Origin of the sequence: Pseudomonas sp. (genome assembly GCF_050739655.1) — a bacterium.
GTDB lineage: Bacteria > Pseudomonadota > Gammaproteobacteria > Pseudomonadales > Pseudomonadaceae > Aquipseudomonas.
On sequence record NZ_JBOIBY010000694.1, the window covers coordinates 1 to 18,115 of the forward strand.

The 18,115-nt window shown below is 54.9% G+C and carries 18 protein-coding genes and 1 tRNA gene; 13 read left to right on the forward strand and 6 right to left on the reverse strand.

Annotated elements, in window-relative coordinates; all coding sequences use genetic code 11:
* The 11 genes from ACRESJ_RS32725 to ACRESJ_RS32775 form a co-directional block, all read left to right on the forward strand.
* On the forward strand, window positions 1–189 hold a 189-nt coding region (locus tag ACRESJ_RS32725), incomplete at its 5' end, for a hypothetical protein (RefSeq protein WP_431761606.1).
* 3 nt (window positions 190–192) lie between these two features.
* Window positions 193–495: an integration host factor subunit alpha gene (gene ihfA, locus ACRESJ_RS32730; protein WP_002553164.1), complete on the forward strand. Its 303-nt coding sequence runs from the start codon at window positions 193–195 to the stop codon at window positions 493–495.
* Window positions 476–832 carry a MerR family transcriptional regulator gene (locus tag ACRESJ_RS32735; RefSeq protein ID WP_003179985.1) on the forward strand — a complete coding sequence of 119 codons (357 nt, stop codon included), beginning with the start codon at window positions 476–478 and terminating at the stop codon, window positions 830–832. Before ihfA ends, ACRESJ_RS32735 begins: the two co-directional genes overlap by 20 nt.
* 88 nt (window positions 833–920) lie before the next feature.
* Window positions 921–997: transfer RNA gene (locus ACRESJ_RS32740), tRNA-Pro, on the forward strand.
* Between the two features lie 450 nt (window positions 998–1,447).
* Window positions 1,448–3,175: an ATP-dependent nuclease gene (locus tag ACRESJ_RS32745; RefSeq protein ID WP_431761607.1), complete on the forward strand. Its 1,728-nt coding sequence runs from the start codon at window positions 1,448–1,450 to the stop codon at window positions 3,173–3,175.
* Window positions 3,168–4,379: a UvrD-helicase domain-containing protein gene (locus ACRESJ_RS32750; RefSeq protein WP_431761608.1), complete on the forward strand. Its 1,212-nt coding sequence runs from the start codon at window positions 3,168–3,170 to the stop codon at window positions 4,377–4,379. Before ACRESJ_RS32745 ends, ACRESJ_RS32750 begins: the two co-directional genes overlap by 8 nt.
* A gap of 598 nt (window positions 4,380–4,977) precedes the next feature.
* Window positions 4,978–6,942, forward strand: coding sequence for a Qat anti-phage system ATPase QatA (qatA, locus tag ACRESJ_RS32755; protein WP_431761609.1), 1,965 nt, complete (start codon window positions 4,978–4,980; stop codon window positions 6,940–6,942).
* On the forward strand, window positions 6,942–7,805 hold the full coding sequence (gene qatB / locus ACRESJ_RS32760) for a Qat anti-phage system associated protein QatB (RefSeq protein WP_431761610.1): 864 nt from the start codon (window positions 6,942–6,944) through the stop codon (window positions 7,803–7,805). The genes qatA and qatB overlap by 1 nt, the downstream gene beginning before the upstream one ends.
* Window positions 7,802–9,169, forward strand: a complete 1,368-nt coding sequence (gene qatC, locus ACRESJ_RS32765) for a Qat anti-phage system QueC-like protein QatC (RefSeq protein ID WP_431761611.1) — start codon at window positions 7,802–7,804, stop codon at window positions 9,167–9,169. Before qatB ends, qatC begins: the two co-directional genes overlap by 4 nt.
* Window positions 9,169–9,936, forward strand: coding sequence for a Qat anti-phage system TatD family nuclease QatD (gene qatD, locus ACRESJ_RS32770; protein ID WP_431761612.1), 768 nt, complete (start codon window positions 9,169–9,171; stop codon window positions 9,934–9,936). The genes qatC and qatD overlap by 1 nt, the downstream gene beginning before the upstream one ends.
* Before the next feature lie 96 nt (window positions 9,937–10,032).
* Window positions 10,033–10,197 (forward strand): hypothetical protein, encoded by a 165-nt coding sequence (locus ACRESJ_RS32775; RefSeq protein ID WP_431761613.1) that lies wholly within the window; start codon window positions 10,033–10,035, stop codon window positions 10,195–10,197.
* 402 nt (window positions 10,198–10,599) lie between these two features.
* Here the strand turns inward: ACRESJ_RS32775 and mobH are convergent, their stop codons facing one another.
* Window positions 10,600–12,327, reverse strand: a complete 1,728-nt coding sequence (gene mobH, locus ACRESJ_RS32780; protein WP_431761614.1) for a MobH family relaxase — start codon at window positions 12,325–12,327, stop codon at window positions 10,600–10,602.
* A gap of 229 nt (window positions 12,328–12,556) precedes the next feature.
* Between mobH and ACRESJ_RS32785 the strand changes: the two genes are divergently transcribed.
* Complete coding sequence (locus tag ACRESJ_RS32785; RefSeq protein WP_431761615.1) at window positions 12,557–12,748, forward strand: hypothetical protein; 192 nt, start codon at window positions 12,557–12,559, stop codon at window positions 12,746–12,748.
* 269 nt (window positions 12,749–13,017) lie between these two features.
* Here the strand turns inward: ACRESJ_RS32785 and ACRESJ_RS32790 are convergent, their stop codons facing one another.
* Together ACRESJ_RS32790 and ACRESJ_RS32795 are read right to left on the reverse strand one after the other, a co-directional pair.
* Entirely contained in the window at window positions 13,018–13,998 is a 981-nt protein-coding gene (locus tag ACRESJ_RS32790; protein WP_431761616.1) for an ArdC family protein, read from the reverse strand.
* 125 nt (window positions 13,999–14,123) lie between these two features.
* Complete coding sequence (locus tag ACRESJ_RS32795) at window positions 14,124–14,462, reverse strand: hypothetical protein (RefSeq protein ID WP_431761617.1); 339 nt, start codon at window positions 14,460–14,462, stop codon at window positions 14,124–14,126.
* Between the two features lie 452 nt (window positions 14,463–14,914).
* Between ACRESJ_RS32795 and ACRESJ_RS32800 the strand changes: the two genes are divergently transcribed.
* Window positions 14,915–15,298: a DUF3742 family protein gene (locus tag ACRESJ_RS32800; RefSeq protein WP_431761618.1), complete on the forward strand. Its 384-nt coding sequence runs from the start codon at window positions 14,915–14,917 to the stop codon at window positions 15,296–15,298.
* A gap of 9 nt (window positions 15,299–15,307) precedes the next feature.
* Here the strand turns inward: ACRESJ_RS32800 and ACRESJ_RS32805 are convergent, their stop codons facing one another.
* From ACRESJ_RS32805 to ACRESJ_RS32815, 3 genes are all read right to left on the reverse strand, one after another.
* Window positions 15,308–16,852, reverse strand: coding sequence for a conjugal transfer protein TraG N-terminal domain-containing protein (locus ACRESJ_RS32805; protein ID WP_431761619.1), 1,545 nt, complete (start codon window positions 16,850–16,852; stop codon window positions 15,308–15,310).
* Window positions 16,853–16,862: 10 nt separating this feature from the next.
* Entirely contained in the window at window positions 16,863–17,171 is a 309-nt protein-coding gene (locus tag ACRESJ_RS32810; protein ID WP_103406496.1) for a hypothetical protein, read from the reverse strand.
* 3 nt (window positions 17,172–17,174) lie between these two features.
* Window positions 17,175–18,115 (reverse strand): integrating conjugative element protein (locus ACRESJ_RS32815; protein WP_431761620.1); only part of this gene is annotated, 941 nt, incomplete at its 5' end.

Below are 18,115 nucleotides of genomic sequence, written 5' to 3' on the forward strand. Positions count from 1 at the left end.
TGGCTGACAGACCTCAGGCTATTTGACGTGTATCAGGGTAAAGGCATTGATCCTGATAGAAAAAGCCTCGCAGTCGGCTTGACCTGGCAGCATCCATCGCGCACTCTTAATGACGATGAGGTGAATAACACGACGCAAAACATCCTCACCTCGCTCGAACAAAGGTTGGACGCCACGTTAAGGAAGTGACGTATGGGGGCTTTGACGAAAGCTGAGATGGCGGAACGTCTGTACGAAGAGCTGGGCCTGAACAAGCGGGAAGCCAAGGAATTGGTTGAACTGTTTTTCGAGGAAATCAGGCACGCTCTTGAAGACAACGAGCAGGTCAAATTGTCCGGTTTCGGCAATTTCGACCTGCGGGACAAACGCCAGCGGCCTGGCCGCAATCCGAAAACCGGTGAAGAAATCCCGATCACGGCTCGCCGTGTGGTCACCTTTCGTCCAGGGCAGAAGTTGAAGGCCCGAGTTGAGGCTTATGCTGGAACCAAGTCATAACGACGAGCTTCCCGTCATCCCAGGCAAACGCTACTTCACCATTGGTGAAGTCAGCGAGTTGTGTGCGGTAAAACCGCACGTGCTGCGCTACTGGGAGCAGGAGTTTCCTCAACTCAACCCCGTCAAACGCCGCGGAAACCGCCGGTATTATCAGCGCCAGGACGTGCTGATGATCCGGCAAATCCGCGCGCTTCTTTACGATCAAGGATTCACCATCGGTGGCGCACGTTTGCGTTTGTCCGGTGATGAGGCCAAAGACGACACAACCCAATACAAGCAAATGATTCGCCAGATGATCGCTGAGCTCGAAGATGTTCTGGTGGTCCTCAAGAAATAAATTCCTGCTTTAAATACTTCCAGTTTTCAAAAGCTTGCGATATATTCTTGAGCGTTCCTCGAGATGAAGAACAGGTTTCACGCCTAGTCGGGGCGTAGCGCAGTCCGGTAGCGCACTAGCATGGGGTGCTAGGGGTCGAGTGTTCGAATCACTCCGTCCCGACCATATTTTTCAATGACTTGGCCCAATCTGCAAAGGTTGGGCTTTTTCATGCCTGGAAAATTACTCCCACATTTACTCCCACGAATTTTTTGGATCTAAATAGCTTTGCCACCTGATAGGCGTGGTTTTTTACAGCTTAACGCTCAAGTAAAGGAGAAAGTCGCGCAGGCGCTTGCCGCGGACTATCCAGGATCCTTTTACGGTAAGTACCGTGCTTGTTGGATCGCCACAAAGGACGGCGAGCGCCTCTCGGGAACAGAGAAGTGGCTAAAGCAGGATATCCACAGTTTCAAGCGCCAGGGCGGCGTGGATGAAATTGTAATTGGGCCGATCACCAGACAGCCCACCGCGATGAGGTTCTCCGACTGCGTGTCGTTAAACAGATCGCTAGCAGTTCTGACGTCATTTGGATACTGTTGAGCAAAATGCCATCAACGGGCATAGGGAAATGTCATGCGCATCGTTTCAGTCGATATTGAGCATTTTCGCGGGATTGAATCTCTTCATTGGTCACCCGCTCCCGGCATGAACTGTCTGATCGGCCCCGGCGACTCGACAAAAACCTCCATACTTGATGCGATCGAGCTTTGTCTTAACCCGAAGCCTTATACGCTGGCAGACGACTGCGATTTCTATAATTTGGACACCTCGAAACCTGTCGATATCATGGTGACTGTGGTAGACCTGCCCACGGCATTCCTGTCTGAAGAGCATTATGGGATGCAGATGCGAGGGTGGAATGCCGAAACGCTAAAAATTGAAGACGAGCCAAACGAGGGACTGCACTACGCCCTAACGCTGCGGATGACTATTGACGCATCACTCGAGGCTCGTTGGTCGCTTTATAACGATCGGATAAACGCAGCCGAGAAAGACCCTCCTACCTTGCGTTATAAGGACTGGAAACTGCTGTCAGTTACACGTCTCGGCCCTTATGCAGAGCGACACTTGGCTTGGGGACGGTCATCTGTTTTGACGCGAGTGGGGGAATCCAACACTGGGTATTCGCTACAGCTGGCTGATGCCGGAAGAGCTGCCAGGAAAGCTTTCGGGGACACCAATCAAAATATTTTCAAGTCAGTAATCGATCGCGTGGAGATTCTGAGCAAGAAATTTTCCGTACCGGCTAGGGGGAGCTATGCTGCGGCTTTAGACGTCGATGGGGTGAACATCACCGCTGGAGGTGTTTCTCTGCATGATGATGGATTACCACTGCGCATGCTTGGCACCGGTTCCTCCCGGTTGATTGTGTCTGCTCTCCAGCACGAGGTAGGCCACCAACATATATCGATGATCGATGAGGTTGAGTTTGGTCTTGAGCCTCATCGAATCGCCAGGTTGCTGAAGCTTCTGAAAACGGCTCCGGCAGGCGAAGGGGTGAGCCAGGCACAGATATTCATCACCACGCACTCACCAGTCGTAATTTGCGAACTGAAGGCAGAGGATATTTTTTCTGTCAGGTCATCTGCTGGTGTTACCGAAGTTAAATCCATATCCGCGGCAGTACGGAAGCTAGGCACCGCACAACGGCATCTGCGAGGTGCACCAGAAGCGTTCCTCGCCAGACGAATCGTTGTCGGAGAAGGTCGGACAGAGCAAGGCATTGTTCGTGGCCTTGATAACTGCTGGGTTGATCGAGGAATGGACTCATTGGCCGCCCAAGGCGTTGTCGCGGTCAATGGTTCAGGCAAAGACAGTGCCCCGGTGATCGCCGAGCATCTTTGTGACCTCGGTTATGAAGTGTTGATGTTGCTCGACTCCGACGAGCCGCCAAACCCCGCCGCAATGGCGAGAGCGCAGACCAAAGGTGCTAGCTGCCTTCAGTGGCCAGGACAATATTCAACTGAAGAACGCCTGTTTATTGACTTGCCGTGGGAAGGGGTTGAGGCCGCAGTCAAATACGCGAGTGGGTGTGCCAGCACCGACAGTATCTTGAGTGGTATTAACAAAACACTGAAAGTCATGGGCATCGAGCAAATTGGTGACCTAGCCATGCCTCCTTGGAGAGATGAGCCGAATTTCAGACTTGCTTTGGGCAAAACAGCGAAGGAAGAAAGCTGGTTCAAGGACATCACCAGAGGGGAAGGTTTAGGGGAAATAATCGTGAACCATTTTCCTCCCAACGACGTGACGCCCTTCGCGAATATCATCTCCGATTTGCGGAAGTGGATCGATGCTTGAGTCGCCTGAGAATACGCTCAGCCTTTACATTTCTGGTTTGGAACGTGCAAGCATTGTTGCCGCAGCAGGGTGTGGAAAAACTGAGCAGATAGCGCGGGCGGTAGCTTATTCAGGTCAGCGGCGCTTAATTCTCACCCATACACACGCTGGGGTAGATGCGATCACCGCGAGACTCAACAAACTCTCGGTTCCTAGTGACAAGTTCAAGGTCGAAACCATAGCAGGCTGGTGTTTAAGGTTCGCCACTTCGTTTCCCTTACGCTCAAAAATTAAAGCTCTTCGACCGACTACTTCGGCAGAATGGAATGCCGTCTACGATGCCGCTCTGAGACTCCTTCAGACCAAGGCGGTCGCCGAAATCATTGGTACTTCCTACGAAGGTTTGTTTGTAGACGAGTACCAGGATTGCTCACCTGTACAGCATCAGGTGGTTTGTCTTTTAGCCAATCAACTTCCCACCTGTATTTTCGGTGACCCACTGCAAGCGATCTTTGATTTCAAAGGGCAGAATCCAGTGAGCTGGGGGACGGAGGTTTATCCCGCGTTCCCGTTGGTAGCCGAGCTAAACACACCATGGCGGTGGAAGGCATCGAACAACACCCCCCTTGCTGATTGGTTACGAGATGTACGCAATAAACTTGAAGCTGGGATGGCAGTCGATTTGAAGGCTGCTCCGGCTTGTGTCGAATGGTTCGAGCTTCCTGATAATCCAATGTATCAGCAGCCCGTCATCTATGCGCAGTGCCTGAAATCGATATACGACGGTGAGAGTGTGGTTGTCATTGGGAATAGCACCAACGAGGCAAGCCGGGCATCACTAGCGCAAAAGCTTTCAAAGAGAGCGTTCTCCACAATTGAAGCGATCAACTGTAAATCTCTGGTCAAAAATGCAAAAGCAATCGACGGTGCTGTGGGCCAGCAGCTTTTTGGCGCGTTGCTGAATTTCGCCAGTGAGTGCATGACGGGTACTGACAAAACTCCAATGGAAAAAGCCATTGCTTCTCGCCTCATGGGAGGTCGAGCCGGGATGAAGTTTGCCCCATTGTTTCCTGTCATTGATTCGCTGATCAGCACCAATACTGGGGACGCAGCGGTAACGTTCCTGGATGCTCTCAAAGGCATGCCGGGGACATATCTGTTCAGGCGCGAAATGTTTTACGCGATGCGTTCGGCGCTGATTCTGAGGGGGACCGTGGAGGGGTAGACCCTAATGTCCGCGGTCGCGGAAGTGCAGAATAGGCAACGTCATATGGGGCGCAAGCTGCCGTTTCGTTGCATCGGCAGTACGCTGCTAGTGAAAGGGCTTGAATTCGACCATGCAGTGATTGTGCAGTCGGCCAATATGTCCGCGAAGGACTGGTATGTGGCCCTGACAAGAGCAACCAGAACCATCAGGATCGTCAGCTCGCAACCTGTCATTCGGATTGTCTAAGAACCATGGCTTGCAGGTTTTTTTTCGGATTGCCCTCTGTGGTCCAGCCAGTGGTACAACTTCAACGCTACGGGCTTTACCCCAGCAGGGCATTTAGCTTAGTGAGCGCTGGTCATATCCATGCAATTAGGTGGTCAGAGCGAATGCAATTCATTGGTCCGAATGATGCATTTACGAACGGTTATGACGGGTAGGTCTATGTCCTGCGACTGAACTGAGACATTTGCAATCTTGAACGTCACAGAGCTCAGGGCGCAAATGGAGATTACCCTGGTGCTTAGACAGCAAGGATCGCGCGATGAGATTTTGGCCAGTATCCGCTTCCTTCTGCCAGCATTTCTGAATGGAATACCTTGGGAGAGTTAGGCGAGTGATTCTGACTGACAACGAAACAAAAGTTGACTTGCTCAACAATGAGGCGATCGCAACAACCATTATCGAGTTGTTGCGTGAAAAGCCAGATCACCCGGTTACGATTGGGGTTCATGGAGATTGGGGCGCCGGAAAGTCCAGTGTTTTGGAAATGATCGAGACAGGTTTTTTGGGACAGGACGATGTGCTTTGTCTCAAGTTCAACGGCTGGCGCTTCCAGGGCTTTGAGGATGCCAAGATCGCACTGATCGAGGGAATAGTTACTGGTCTGGTTGAAAAGCGTCCTGCACTGACGAAGGCTGGAGGGGCTGTTAAGGATGTCTTCAATCGAATTGATTGGTTAAAGGTTGCCAAGCGTGCAGGAGGCCTGGCTCTCACTGCATTTACCGGCATCCCAACGCCGGACCAGATCAATGCCATCGTGGGAACGCTCGAAGGAATGTTCGCCGATCCTGCCAAATTGGCGACGAAAGAAAATCTCTCGTCTGCAATCGACGGCGTGAAGTCAATGTTAAAGCCGGCTGAAACAAAAAACGTTCCGGAGGAGGTCGAAGCTTTTAGGAAGGCCTTTGACAAGCTCTTGAAGGATGCCGGAATCAATCAGCTCATCGTCTTGATTGATGATCTTGACCGCTGTTTACCAGATACTGCTATCGAAACACTCGAAGCAATTCGTCTGTTCGTCTTCACCGCGCGCACCGCCTTCGTTGTCGCCGCTGATGAGGCGATGATCGAGTATGCGGTGCGTAAGCATTTTCCAGACTTGCCAGAAACGACGGGACCGCGTGACTACGCTCGAAATTATCTAGAAAAACTCATTCAGGTACCATTTCGCATCCCGGCTTTAGGTGAAACAGAAACGCGGATATACGTGACGCTGTTGTTGACGGGAGCTGAGGTCGGTGAAGAGGATGCGGGTTACGCGAAGCTCATTGCTGTCGCGCGCGAATGCTTAAAACGACCATGGGAGAACGCTGGCCTTGATGCCGCGACGATCAAATCGACGTTAGGAAAGCAGGCAGAGAAAGCCAACAACGCCCTTGTGCTTAGCGACCAGCTCGGTCCCATCCTGGCAAGTGGCGCCAAAGGCAATCCGCGCCAGATTAAGCGTTTTCTCAACACGCTGTTGTTGCGAGAGCGTATGGCCACTGCGCGCGGATTCGGCGACGACATCACCTTGCCTGTGTTGGCCAAACTGATGCTCGCTGAGCGCTTCATTCCGCGACTGTTTGAGCAGATCGCATTTGTAGCGGCTGTCCACCCTCAGGGGCGCTGCGAGGATCTTGAGACGCTTGAGAGGAGCCTTGCTGTCGATGATTCCGGTGCGAAGGTTGACAGCAAACCGCTTGGGACTCACACAGGTAAAGACTCCAAAGCAATGGAAACCGTATTCCCCGTTCCCGAGAGCGCAGTATTTGCCGAGTGGAGCTCTTCGGGAATGGTACGCGACTGGGCGCAGGTCAAGCCCCTGCTGTCTGGGATTGATCTTCGTCCCTATCTTTTCGTGACGAAGGACAAAAAGGACTACTTCGGTCCGGTGTCGGTGTTGGGACACTTGGCGAGCGTGGTGGAAAAATTGTTCGGTGGAAAAATGATGGTGCAGGGCTATGAAGCCGAGCTGAAGCTTCTTGTACAGCCCGAAGCCGACAAAGTTTTCGAGGCAGTGCGTACCCGAATCATGGGCGCTGGTGCCTTTGAGACCATGCCGGCGGGTGTAGATGGCCTCGTCGTACTGGCCAAGGCGCAGCCTGGACTTCAAAATAAACTACTGGACTTCCTAGAGGCTCTACCGAGCAGTAAGTGTGGGCCATGGGCCGTTCGCGGCTGGCAAGGCGTCATTAAGGACACGGAGTGCGTAGCGCGCTTGAAAGCGCTGCTCACACAATGGAGCAAACTGACTGACAATCCGTTGCTGAAACAGACTGCCGAGTTGGCACTGAAAGACACGAAAGGAGTTCGGTAATGGGGACGTCGACGGCATACGGTGGTCCGGGCGGCGGTACGCCGCTGGTGCCTTCATGGTTGGGAGAGTCGCCTGCCACAGGCGAAGGGGGGGAAGCCGACGGCGTTGCACCGGCTGATGGTGTATCGCCTCCAGTAGCGCCCAATCGGCCGGCTATTCCAGCTTCGGCCGATCCTCAACGTTTTTCTGGAGCACGAAATAGCTTTACCCGTTTTGCCGGGTCGGGTGGTACTGACCGCGCTAGCCTCGGACGCGCTGTCTCGCGCTACGTTTCCACATCCTCGGGAGGCGCACGGCAAGCGGCACAGCGCATGGGGGCTTCACGCGGCGCCGGAGCTAGATTGCTGGGTTTTTTGGCAGATGCGCAAACCCGTGGTGTGCGTGAAGCTCTACGCTCGTTGGATCTTGAATCACTCGCAGGACGTCCCATAGCAGAGATCTTCGTCGGTTTGGCCGACTACATCTGTCCTGGGGCAGGTACCGTCGACGAAGGTATCGCGCGTGAGGCGTACATCGAAACAATCATTGAATTGACCACCGAGGGGCTAACGGACCTTTCAACCTTCACTCCTGACCAAATGCAAACAGTGTTCGAGCTATATGCAACACATGCCATTGAAGCGAGAATCTGCAACGACATCGGCACGAAGGCGGTGACGATGCCAACAAGCGCGCAGGCTGCACACCGTGTGGAAGCCCAACTACGCGATTTTATCCGAGGGGGTGTTAGCGATGCGCTCACGAGGGCGCGTAGCGATTCTCCACATTTGAACCCGGAGCGCATCCAGTCATTCGTGGACACTGTGTACGAGTCCGCGTTCGCTATCCTACAATCGCTCGGTGATGCAGAGGCGGACCAATGAAGCGACAACTCATTGCTGGTCGTCTCGGACTTGACGACGATACCGACATTCCTATGGGCGCGGACGAACAGCGGACCTTGCTGCAGATGGTTGTGGGGGATAAGTCGCTTGATCACGGCATTGGAAGTGCCCTGACGAGTTTGAAGAAACTGGGCATTTACCCATCGGAGATTGGCATTGATCTGCTGGTGGTCGCAGCGCACGTCCATGCGGCCGACACCCGTATATCTCGTGTCGAACAGTCGCAGGACTCGTGGACGCGGGAAATCCGCCTGGTCATTCCAGTTAGCGAACCAGAGCGCTGGACTGGCGCGGTTCTAACTCTGACGAAAATATTGAATTTCTTGACCGGCGACCGCTGGACAATCGGATTTCGGGCGCGACCGCCTAAGTTCGCTCTCATCGCGCAAGAAGCACCTCCCACTTTGATCGCACCACCGTTCGACTCCGTGAGTTTGTTCTCAGGTGGTCTGGATAGTTTGATTGGCGCAATTGATCTTTTGGAGGCCGGATCGACACCACTTCTGGTCAGTCACTTTGGTGAAAGCGCAACCAGCGATGCTCAAAGTAAGCTCTTCGGTGTCTTAAAGAAACACTACAACAAGTCGTCATTTGAGCGTTTGCGCGTGGGCATGACATTCGACGATGGGTTGGTCGAGAATGTCGGATCTGAGAACAGCACGCGGGGCCGTTCATTTCTGTTCTTCGCACTGGGTGTGTTTGCTGGAACCGGTCTGGATGAGACCTTCGTACTGCAGGTGCCTGAGAACGGGCTGATTGCGTTGAACGTTCCTCTTGACCCATTGCGCCTAGGTTCGAACAGCACACGCACCACTCATCCCTACTATATGGCGCGTTGGAACGAGCTGCTTGTTGAGCTGGATATCAACGGACGTATCAGTAACCCTTGCTGGGACAAAACCAAAGGGGAAATGGCATCAAATTGCCGTAATCAGCCATTGCTGACCCAACTCGCACCGGATTCGCTGTCGTGCTCATCGCCGACAAAAGGACGCTGGCAGGGTTTAGGTATTGAGCATTGTGGGTACTGTTTGCCCTGTTTGATTCGACGTGCCGCATTGGATGGCGCATGGGGAGTGGGAGTGGACAAGACGACCTATACGGTGCCCGATCTTCGCGCCGATATCCTGGACACCCGTGAGTCTACGGGCAAGCAAGTAAGGTCTTTTCAGTACGCGATCGAACGTCTGCGTGGGCGGCCACAACTCGCAAACCTCCTAATTCATAAGCCGGGCTCGCTCGCCGACGAGGTTGCGCACCTCGATCAGCTCGCCGATGTTTACCGCCGAGGCCTTGAAGAAGTTGCTCGGCTGATTGATGGCGTTGAGACGAGGCCACGCTGATGTCGGGATCGGATAAAAAAGTTACAGCTGGCCTTGTCGATTTTCACTGTCATTTGGATCTGTACCCGGATCATCCTGGCGCGGTTCAAGAGGCGGAGAATGCGGGAGTGTTCACGTTGGCCGTGACGACGACTCCGCGAGCGTGGCCACGGAATCATGAGCTAGCCCAGCGCACGCGTTACGTGCGCGCCGCGCTGGGACTTCATCCGCAGTTGGTTGAGGAAAGATTTGGCGAGCTCGATCTGTGGGATCGATACTTGCCAGAGACGCGTTATGTTGGGGAGGTAGGCCTAGATGCGGGGCCGCGCTTCTACAAGTCATTTGATCTGCAGAAGCAAGTCTTTCAGCATGTTCTGCAGCGCTGCGCGGAAGCAGGGGGCAAGATCATCACGGTCCACAGCGTCCGATCGGCTAAGATCGTACTCGATCACATCGAGTCCTATTTGCCACCACTACGAGGAAAAGTGGTACTCCACTGGTTTACGGGCACGAAATCGGAGGCTGCACGCGCGCTCGAACTGGGATGCTATTTCTCGATAAACGCCGCGATGCTGGAAAACCCGAGGCACGTGACCGTGGTCTCCACGATCCCGATAAACAGATTGTTGACGGAAACAGATGGACCTTTTACCAAGACCGGCTCTAGGCCTTCTAAGCCAGCAGATGTTGAGGTGGTTGTTGAAAAGCTCGCGCGCCTGCAAAACGTTGCCCCTGCCACGATCGCCGCGACCGTACGGGATAATCTACGCACCTTGTTAGAACACTGAGATTAGATAGACGCTACTGTGCGCTGACGGGGCTGGGCCTATTTTCGCGACCAATTTTTTCTCATTATCATTGTTTAAAAGAGGAGGGTTGCAGCAATGCCACTCACAGAAAAAGACGTTGCAGATATGAAGACGCTGATTAAGGACCGAGTAGCGAACTACCCTAGGCTAAACGAAATGGTTGCTACGGGATTGCTGATCTATAAATCCGGCTGGTATGAGGCGACGGGTAAGGAGGCTTATGACGCCATCATTCAATAGCTACCTCGATTCGAGTAAGCAAAGAGGGGAAGGCACAGATCAAGGTCGCACGCGAAAGTAAAAGGTTTGGGCGCAAAGTTTCTGCAGTTGGAAAAATTTGGGGTGGTAGTGCCGGTCGAACCATTCCTGAATTAGTAAGTTATCGCGGAGGGGATTAATTTTCCCCCTCCGTGATACACAACACGGCGACGGAACTTTTAGGGCCTGATTTTCACAATGCACAGTATCTGCTAATTACTTATCTTGAGGGAATTATTGTTAGCTGGCGGGTTCGCTACAAACTACCTTAGCGTTTCGAATCAGGTTAGCCGTTGAGTAAGCTGGTTTACGCTGACCTTGGACACTGCAGATCCAAATATTTTGGCCGCTACCAATTACTTCAGTAGAAGCTATGGAAATTTACTATTTTTCGAGTTTAAGAAAGGGGTTGTCGGCAGGTATGGACCCGGCTTCGAAAAATAGTGCTGAGTTTTCTAGAAGATAGCCTTTGAGTTTTGCCTTTCCCCGCGGGCCTTCAACCTGGCAGGTCCAGATGTTCAGACCATCGTCTCGCTTCCTGTGGACCTTCAGTTTCTCAAACTGTTTCTGCACCCAACGCCATTCTTCAATCTCTTTATTGGCCCCCTGTGAGATGCCAGGAAAATCCTGCGCGTAGCGTTGGAAGAGACCAGGTGTTACTAGAAACACCGAGCCGCGCACCGTGTGCACCTTGGCCTTGCTGTCATTGATGATCAGCTTGTGGCTTTGGATGCCTTCCCTGACCCAATTTAGGAAAGCCTGGCCTGGGTTGTCCGAATGCGGATATGAGATTTCGAGTTTGTTTTCTGACGGTGCATCATGTGTCTTGGGTTCTACCATTTCGAACATATCCAGCAATGTTCCTAAGTAGTCAGCATCCTCCCTCGGCACGCTATCTGGCGGCGATGGGTTTTGGGTTGATCTTGTACTGATTGCCGTGAGCGGTGGTGGTGATGCCGGAGCGTCAGTTAAGTGACCATCGGCTGCAACGCTCACCGTTCCGCTGAAAGTTTCGGGGCGGTCTTCGCTCCCCCAGATCAACGCCGGTTGAAGACGCAGAAAGGTAAAGGTCTGCTCCCAGTTTCCCTGCGCGACAAGAGCGGTCCAGATGGCTTTGCCTCCTGAAGTCGACTCGACCAGCCCATGCGATTGCAGTTCGTCGAACACGGCAATGTTGGATGAGGGGATGCCCTCGATCGATTGCGACAGCAGATAGGCTCGCAGCTTGTCCGTGACCGTCTTGCTGACCAGCCACAGTGCGTCATGAGTCAACCAACCCGCGGCCCCCGGCTGGTTGAGTTTCAGCTCGTGCTGAACCAGATGACGCAGTCCACTGATCAAGTGATGTTGCAGCGAATGAATGGGTGCTTGTAGTGCCTTGCTCGGGTTGCCACCAATGTTCTGCGCGGTGGAGACGCGGTCGGCTTGAATCACCAACTCCCCCAGCACACCGGCACGTTCGTACTGACCCGCCAGGACATACAGGAGGCTGGCCCAGAGTGGCGGAAATCCACTGAGCCAGTCCAAGATAGATCGGTCGAGAATCTGGGTATAGAGCAAGCCTGCAGCGGCGCCGTGCAGGTGGTAGTCGCGACCTTTGAGGTAGCGAAAGCGGTAGGGCTGGTCCAGCGGGCCCTGCCAAGGATGCCAAGCACGGCCATCCTGGCACTCGACCTCCAGGTCCACGGCGATCTTGCCGATGTCATGTAGCAGGGCGCCATAGGCGATGCCGGCTGACCAGGCGTCAGTCTGAGCGGCTTGGTCTTCCGGCGCGGCGCCGGTGGGCAGCAGATAGGATTGACGCAGTTTCAAACTACAGGCGACCAGTTCCAGTCCATGGTCGAGCATGCCGCCGAGATACGCATGATGGTGCGTTTCGCTGGCCGGGAGTTGCTGGACCTGTTCGGCATAGCGATGGATCGGATCTAAATAGAGTTGGGTGAACTGCGCGTGGGAGAGGGCGGTGTACTGCCAGATGCGATCGAGCAACTGGCGGCGGTGCTCCGCGGCTAACAAGCTGTGGGCCGACTCGATTGGCAGGTAACCGTCGGCAACGTTGACGGCCGGTGGCGGAGGGGGCTTCTGCCTTTTGCGGTGAAACAGACTGAGCATCGTGGCCTCCGGGAATTGGCTGGGTCAGTGGCCTTTTAGCCTTTTTGGATAGCGCTCTTACCCTTGAGTCCCCATTCCCTTCCAACCCTTACCCGTCCTTTTGGCTTGGGTCCCTTTGTGCGGCAATCGGAATATCGATTTGCGCTGGTGTCATTTTGTTGGAGGTGAGTGCTGGTACGGCAAAGGAAAGAGTCGGTACACTGCGGTGCGAATTTTCTTGGGTCTTGCCATGAACCTCACTGACGCCACGCTCGTGCTGCTGCTCGCGGCACGTATCCATGGGACAGACGAAGCCGTCAGGGCCTCGGCGAAGAGCGTGGTCAAGAAGTTGCCGCGCAGTAAGCGTGATCTGATCTACAAGGTATCGACAGCCGGAGACCTCGAGCTGGTTGGCTTTCTAGCGGAGAACCTGGATGACTGACTCTCGAAATGGCTCTCGGTGGCGAGAGTGAGTTGTCCACGAAAAGCGTGGGTATGTCTGTGGATAAAGCTCGGCATGCCGCGGAGCACACTGATTGCGATGGAGTGATTATTAATTGAGCGATAGCGCTCATGATGGCTGATGGCATGCGATCCTGACATCGAAGAACGTCTCCCAAGGGCACGAGGTCATCTCTGCTAATGTGTCATCGCCGAGTAGAAAAAGGCCCAACTCGCGTCGGGCCCTGTGAAGTATTTGATGCGGTTAGGTTAAGAGTTGCTCACGATTAAACGTTGGCGCTTCTGCTCGGCGGGCTCCTCCAATACGGCTTGCTCCAATTGCTGCTTCAGATTGAGTACATACTCTGACGCGGCTCTCGCTTGGCCACTGGCACGAAAGATTGCGCGCTTGTCAGCCTTGAGCAGGCTGAGCCAGGACTCGATGTAGCCCTCGTGCCGAAGCTCTCCTTGTATACCGGTGTAGGCACATAAAAACGCAGCACCCATTTCGGCGATCAACTCCTCAAACGCGTAGCCTGGCGAGCCGAACGGACAGGATGACGTTACACCCTCGCGCTGCAACCGCGAGTGATGCCCGGTCCAGTGCGTCAGCTCGTGCAGTGCGGTGGCGTAGTACCCGCCTTCATCGTGAAATTGTGCTTTTGTCGGCAGTTGGATGAGATCCCTGATCGGGTGGTAAAAGGCTTCGTCGGCAGATCGATGAACGATTTTTGCGCCCGAACTTAACAACAGACTTTCTGCAGCACTGTTGGTCAGGAAGGGATCGGTCGAGTCCGCTTCGAGCAAGGTTTCGTTGAACGTTTCGAGTCCCTCCGTTTGCTCGATATTGAACAGAAAATGCGTCCTGAGAAGGCCAAAGTGAGCGACCTTGGGCTGGCCGTTTTCATCGAGCACGGGTTGGCCTGACTCGCTCTGCTCCTCGCGCTCCATTGGCTTGTAGAGCACTGCTAGGGCACTGTGCTCACCCTTACGGATGTGCCCACCGGCTTTTTTGGCTTGGTTGAAGGTCAGCCAACGATCTTGAGTGAATCCCTGCAATCGGGCCTCGGCCCAGAGCAACGGCAAGTTGATCCCCGAATAGGGACGCTGCGTGATGGCGTTAATGGGGTAGGGTTGATGATGACCGACGTCAGCTGAGCCACTTGAGGACCAGGGTTTGATCCAGGGAGCTACGCCTTGGTCCAAAGCGGTAACGATCTTGTCAGTCACGTCTTGGTAGATATCGCGCATGGCATTTTCCTCGAGAGAAAACGGAGGAAAGCCTTGCCCGTCGGGGAGGGTTCCCCGGTGGGTGATGGTTGGATTGATGCAGGTCTTGCCTGCTTCCGAATGTGAGTTTGAGCGCCGAGATACGGTTATCTGCGTTTAGCGTTGGCCTCTCCTGCAAGTGCTATCAACAAGGCGCCAGGCTGACCCGGTTCTTGGAGTAGGCTGAGACTCAATTGCAGCAATGGGTCGTGGTCTAAGTGATCCGTTGACTGAATGTGGACTACCTCGAACACCACACAGGGTTCGTGTGGATTGGCCAGGTGAGCCTCGAAGGCTGCGCGCAGTATGTGGCTCAGCTGATCGATCTGCAGCGTCTCGGGATGATCTGAGCGCTCGAGCAGTACTGCGCGTTGCCATGCGCCAGGCGTGAACACAATGGGCAACCGTAGGGTGTTCAGTGCTTCCGGCGTAAGTGAGTCGGACATGGTGTGCCTCCGTTGAAAACGCGAAGAAACCTGTCCCGTGCGGGGAAGAATTTCCCCGCACGGGTTGAAAAAACAAGAAGGTTTGCCTCGCGAGCGGGGCTCGGAAGGCGCTCAGGAGAGCAGTAGGCGTTCATCACCGTCGAAACGGTCACCGTGCGAGCCACCGAACGCTCATCGCACTTGGGGAGAACCATCACCGAAGTGACGTAGCCTTGAAGGTTTTGGCTACCTGGGCAGGTGCTGTCGATAACAGCGATCTGTACCTTGTATTTAGCCGTACGATTTACATGAGTCAAACACTGTAGAGAAGCTGTTTCACGGGGCTTGTCTTCTGCCTTCCAGTGAAGATTTTTCGGCTGGGCAAACTGATAGACGGTCAGGCACGGACTGTTTTCAGTAGTAGGCTATTATTCCTGTCTCAACCATGAAAACGCTCAGACGAGGGCGAGAGCATGCCGACTCCGCAACCTGTTCGAAATTCGCGTGCCCTCCGCTGGGCATACGCCTGTGGCATGTCGGTAAAGCGTGGTTACCGTAGGTTGAAAACGTTTGAGTCCCGCGTGGCTGAGCGTGCGGTGACGGTAGGAATACCCGCAGGTAAATTACTTGTTCGCGGGGGTTTTCTAGTCATCAAGTTGGCAGTTGCTGCCGGACTCCTTCTCGTAAGCTTATGGTTCACCGTATCGGTGATGATCCTTATTGTCTTGTGTTGGGCCATAGCCAATGGAACGCCTATCAAACCTAAGGATGCTCTCCGGTACAAAGCATATGGCGACCCATATGGTGAGTATGAGTATGGCCGCGCACCTGGTCAGCCTGATTTAAAAGACCTGTAGTAGAGTTCTTTACCCCTTCCTCAAGGCCTTTCCAGCAGACATCAGAGCACTAGCACCCCTTGCGCCAGCGTCTTGTGCCTGAGCTGCTCCTTTGCTAAGCATGCCGTCGGCAATTGCGCCAACGCTATATCCTGCCCAGCTCATCGCAGCCAAAAATAACATTGGAAGTACGACGAACATTGCCCCCATCACGTACTCGATCACCTGCGCGGTGACAGTCCCATCCATAAACCCGGATGTGGGCAGCGACAGCAGCACCTGATTGGACGCCGAAACCTGGTTGTACAAGGTGTCGAGCATGCTGGAGTCGACCCAGCGGGCCAGTTCCCACCAGAAACTCAACATGTGCAGCGTGAACAGTGCGAACGTCACCGTCATGACGGTCTTCAGATGGTAGGTACTGACCAGCAGGACCAACGGCAAGCTGATGATCACGCCCATGATCAGGAAAGCCTGCACCATCGGCAGGGCGGCACGTAGCGCATTCATCGCCGGGAAGTTGCTGAAGGAGCCGAGGGCCAACCCGGTGTTGGTGGCGAGGTTATTGAGCCCCTGATTGATCGAGCCGCCACGAGCGCTGGAGCCATAGTCCAGATACACCTCTCCGGGTGACATGGACATCGATTGCTGGCGCGGGCTGACCAGCTCGCGCAAGGTGGCATCCTCGATCTCGTTGCTCGAACGGCCAGTCAACCAACCTTTCAGCTGAGTCAACAGCGAGGGATCAACCTGCTCGATCAAACGTTCGCGTAACCCTAAACCGCTATCGCTCCACCACTGCTTGCAGGTGGGGTAGCCCGCACCATTCTCTAGTCGCGGTAAGGAAACATCGCGGCTTTCGTCATACGGCCAGTTGACTCGCGGTGTGCGTGAGCGATCGGTGTCGTAATAGCCGGGCGTGTCGAGAAAATAGCTTGAGCCGATCCAGGAGGCGTCGTGACTTTGTGCCTTGTCCAGCTGCGGACGGTTGGTGAACAGTCGAGAGCGGGAATAGCCATAGCAATCGCGGGTGAAGTCGGCGACTTCCTGCAGCAGTACCTGATTGTTGATGCGCGAACTGTCGATCTCCATACGCATCTGTCGGATATCCGGTGCGCAGGGGATGGAGGCAGTAGCCGCGGCAGTCACCCCTTTGCTCAAGGCATGCACCAGAAACCACCAGATCGGTACGTTGGCGGAGCGTTCGCCGATGGTATTGAAGGTGGTTCCCCAGGCTGTTTCCGCTGGCTTGGCCACACTCACGCCGCAGCGCTGGCTCGCCGCATCGTCGAACGCCATTGAGGCAAGGCTCAGCGGAAAGACCGGCGCGCAACCGAACAAGACGACGATGTAGGCCAGCCACAGCCGGTTCTCGATCCTCGGCACCGAGAGCAGTCCCTTGTTGCCTTCATCCGCGCCTTGCTGACGGGCCGACAGCCATTCCTGGAGGATGATTGCGCCAAAGGGCGCGGCAAACAGTCCGGTATCGGACAGGATGCTCCAGAGGCCGTTGTTGATGATCCAGGCCAGCAGCGAGAGATAAAACTCCAGGTAGCTGTTGGTGCTCATGAGCATGGTGGTGACCTCACAGTCGGGTGAGTTCGACGCAGGTAAAGAGCACGAGCCCTAATGCCCCGATGCGTTTCATGCGCCGTCGATCCTGTGGTCGATGGCGGTAGCGCCGAAGCAGATCCCACCAGAGCGCAAACAGAGCGCCGTAGAGCAGGGCACGCCACCACCGCAAATAGGGTCGTATGGATTCGAATGCCTGCTGCCAGACCTCAAAGCTGCCCAGCGCATTGCGGCCGATCCAGGCGATCAGTGCGGCGGTCAGAATCATCAGCGCGGCAATCCCCAGACTCGAAAGCAAAGTGAATAGTGGTAAGCGTTTCATGGCTCACTTGCGCCTGGCGTCAGCGTCTTTGAGTCGATCGGGCTCGGGGTCGCCTTGCTCGACGGTGCGCGAAGCATCGGCACCACCGGCATGCCGATCGAGCACCAGGCTGGCGGTATTGGTGGCCAGCATCTGCCGGACCTGCAATTCGGTTTGTAGCAGGCGTATTTCGCGCTCCAAGGCGTCGAGGTTTTTCGCCAAAGCGGTTTGGGCCGGCTCGGCGGAGGCGATGTTCGGTTCGTGACCGCCCGCCAGCAGCGTGCGCAATAGCAGCAGGGCCTTGTCGAGTACGCTAGACAAGGCCGTCTCACTGGCCAGGCGGCGTGCTAGGAGATCCTGGTCGGGATCATCGCGCAGGGCTTCAACCACACCACGGGTCACCGGCAGCATCGGGCTGGAGGCTTTAGCCAGGTTGTCAGGAGTAGGCGGCAGTGATCCCGACAGCAACCCTTGCAGGGCCTTGAGGCGTTCGCTGTAGGCTTCCTGAATCAACGGTGTCAATCCGCTGCCAGCAGTCGCCCTCAGGGCTTCGCAGCTGTCGCAGGTCGAGACTTCGCTCTCGCCCAACACGCGAACGGCCCATTCGGACTCCTCCTGGGGCGAGGTCCAGGTCTGGCAAATAGCGCCACCCAGGCAATCGCTGCTACTGATCGAGGCGCTGTCGTCCACCGACCGGTTATGCAGCAGGTTATAGCCCGCACGGACCACGTCGGCGGTCACCCGAATGGGCGACTGTCCGCTGCCTCCAGCCTTCGAACCACCGACCCAGGACACTCCATTGTTGCCGTTATGGGCCTCGGTGTTTTTCACCGCGGCCACTGCATCACCGCCGGTTTGCTCCAGGTTGCCCTGCATCTCCTGGTTCTTGGCCAACGCGCCCCAACCGGCTTGGCCGACTTTGTCGGCCATTTTCTCGGCCATGGCTTGGCAGGTCAGCTTGGAGC

Bases quoted from the DNA above. Each gene is read 5' to 3' on its own strand.
- ACRESJ_RS32795 (WP_431761617.1), bottom strand. From the start codon at position 14,462: ATGTCCGACTCACTTACGCCGGAAGCACTGAACACCCTACGGTTGCCC.
- qatB (WP_431761610.1), top strand. From the start codon at position 6,942: ATGGGGACGTCGACGGCATACGGTGGTCCGGGCGGCGGTACGCCGCTG.
- qatD (WP_431761612.1), top strand. From the start codon at position 9,169: ATGTCGGGATCGGATAAAAAAGTTACAGCTGGCCTTGTCGATTTTCAC.
- ACRESJ_RS32745 (WP_431761607.1), top strand. From the start codon at position 1,448: ATGCGCATCGTTTCAGTCGATATTGAGCATTTTCGCGGGATTGAATCT.
- ACRESJ_RS32750 (WP_431761608.1), top strand. From the start codon at position 3,168: ATGCTTGAGTCGCCTGAGAATACGCTCAGCCTTTACATTTCTGGTTTG.
- ihfA (WP_002553164.1), top strand. From the start codon at position 193: ATGGGGGCTTTGACGAAAGCTGAGATGGCGGAACGTCTGTACGAAGAG.
- ACRESJ_RS32805 (WP_431761619.1), bottom strand. From the start codon at position 16,852: ATGCTCATGAGCACCAACAGCTACCTGGAGTTTTATCTCTCGCTGCTG.
- mobH (WP_431761614.1), bottom strand. From the start codon at position 12,327: ATGCTCAGTCTGTTTCACCGCAAAAGGCAGAAGCCCCCTCCGCCACCG.
- ACRESJ_RS32790 (WP_431761616.1), bottom strand. From the start codon at position 13,998: ATGCGCGATATCTACCAAGACGTGACTGACAAGATCGTTACCGCTTTG.
- ACRESJ_RS32735 (WP_003179985.1), top strand. From the start codon at position 476: ATGCTGGAACCAAGTCATAACGACGAGCTTCCCGTCATCCCAGGCAAA.
- ACRESJ_RS32785 (WP_431761615.1), top strand. From the start codon at position 12,557: ATGAACCTCACTGACGCCACGCTCGTGCTGCTGCTCGCGGCACGTATC.
- ACRESJ_RS32810 (WP_103406496.1), bottom strand. From the start codon at position 17,171: ATGAAACGCTTACCACTATTCACTTTGCTTTCGAGTCTGGGGATTGCC.
- ACRESJ_RS32800 (WP_431761618.1), top strand. From the start codon at position 14,915: ATGCCGACTCCGCAACCTGTTCGAAATTCGCGTGCCCTCCGCTGGGCA.
- qatC (WP_431761611.1), top strand. From the start codon at position 7,802: ATGAAGCGACAACTCATTGCTGGTCGTCTCGGACTTGACGACGATACC.
- ACRESJ_RS32775 (WP_431761613.1), top strand. From the start codon at position 10,033: ATGCCACTCACAGAAAAAGACGTTGCAGATATGAAGACGCTGATTAAG.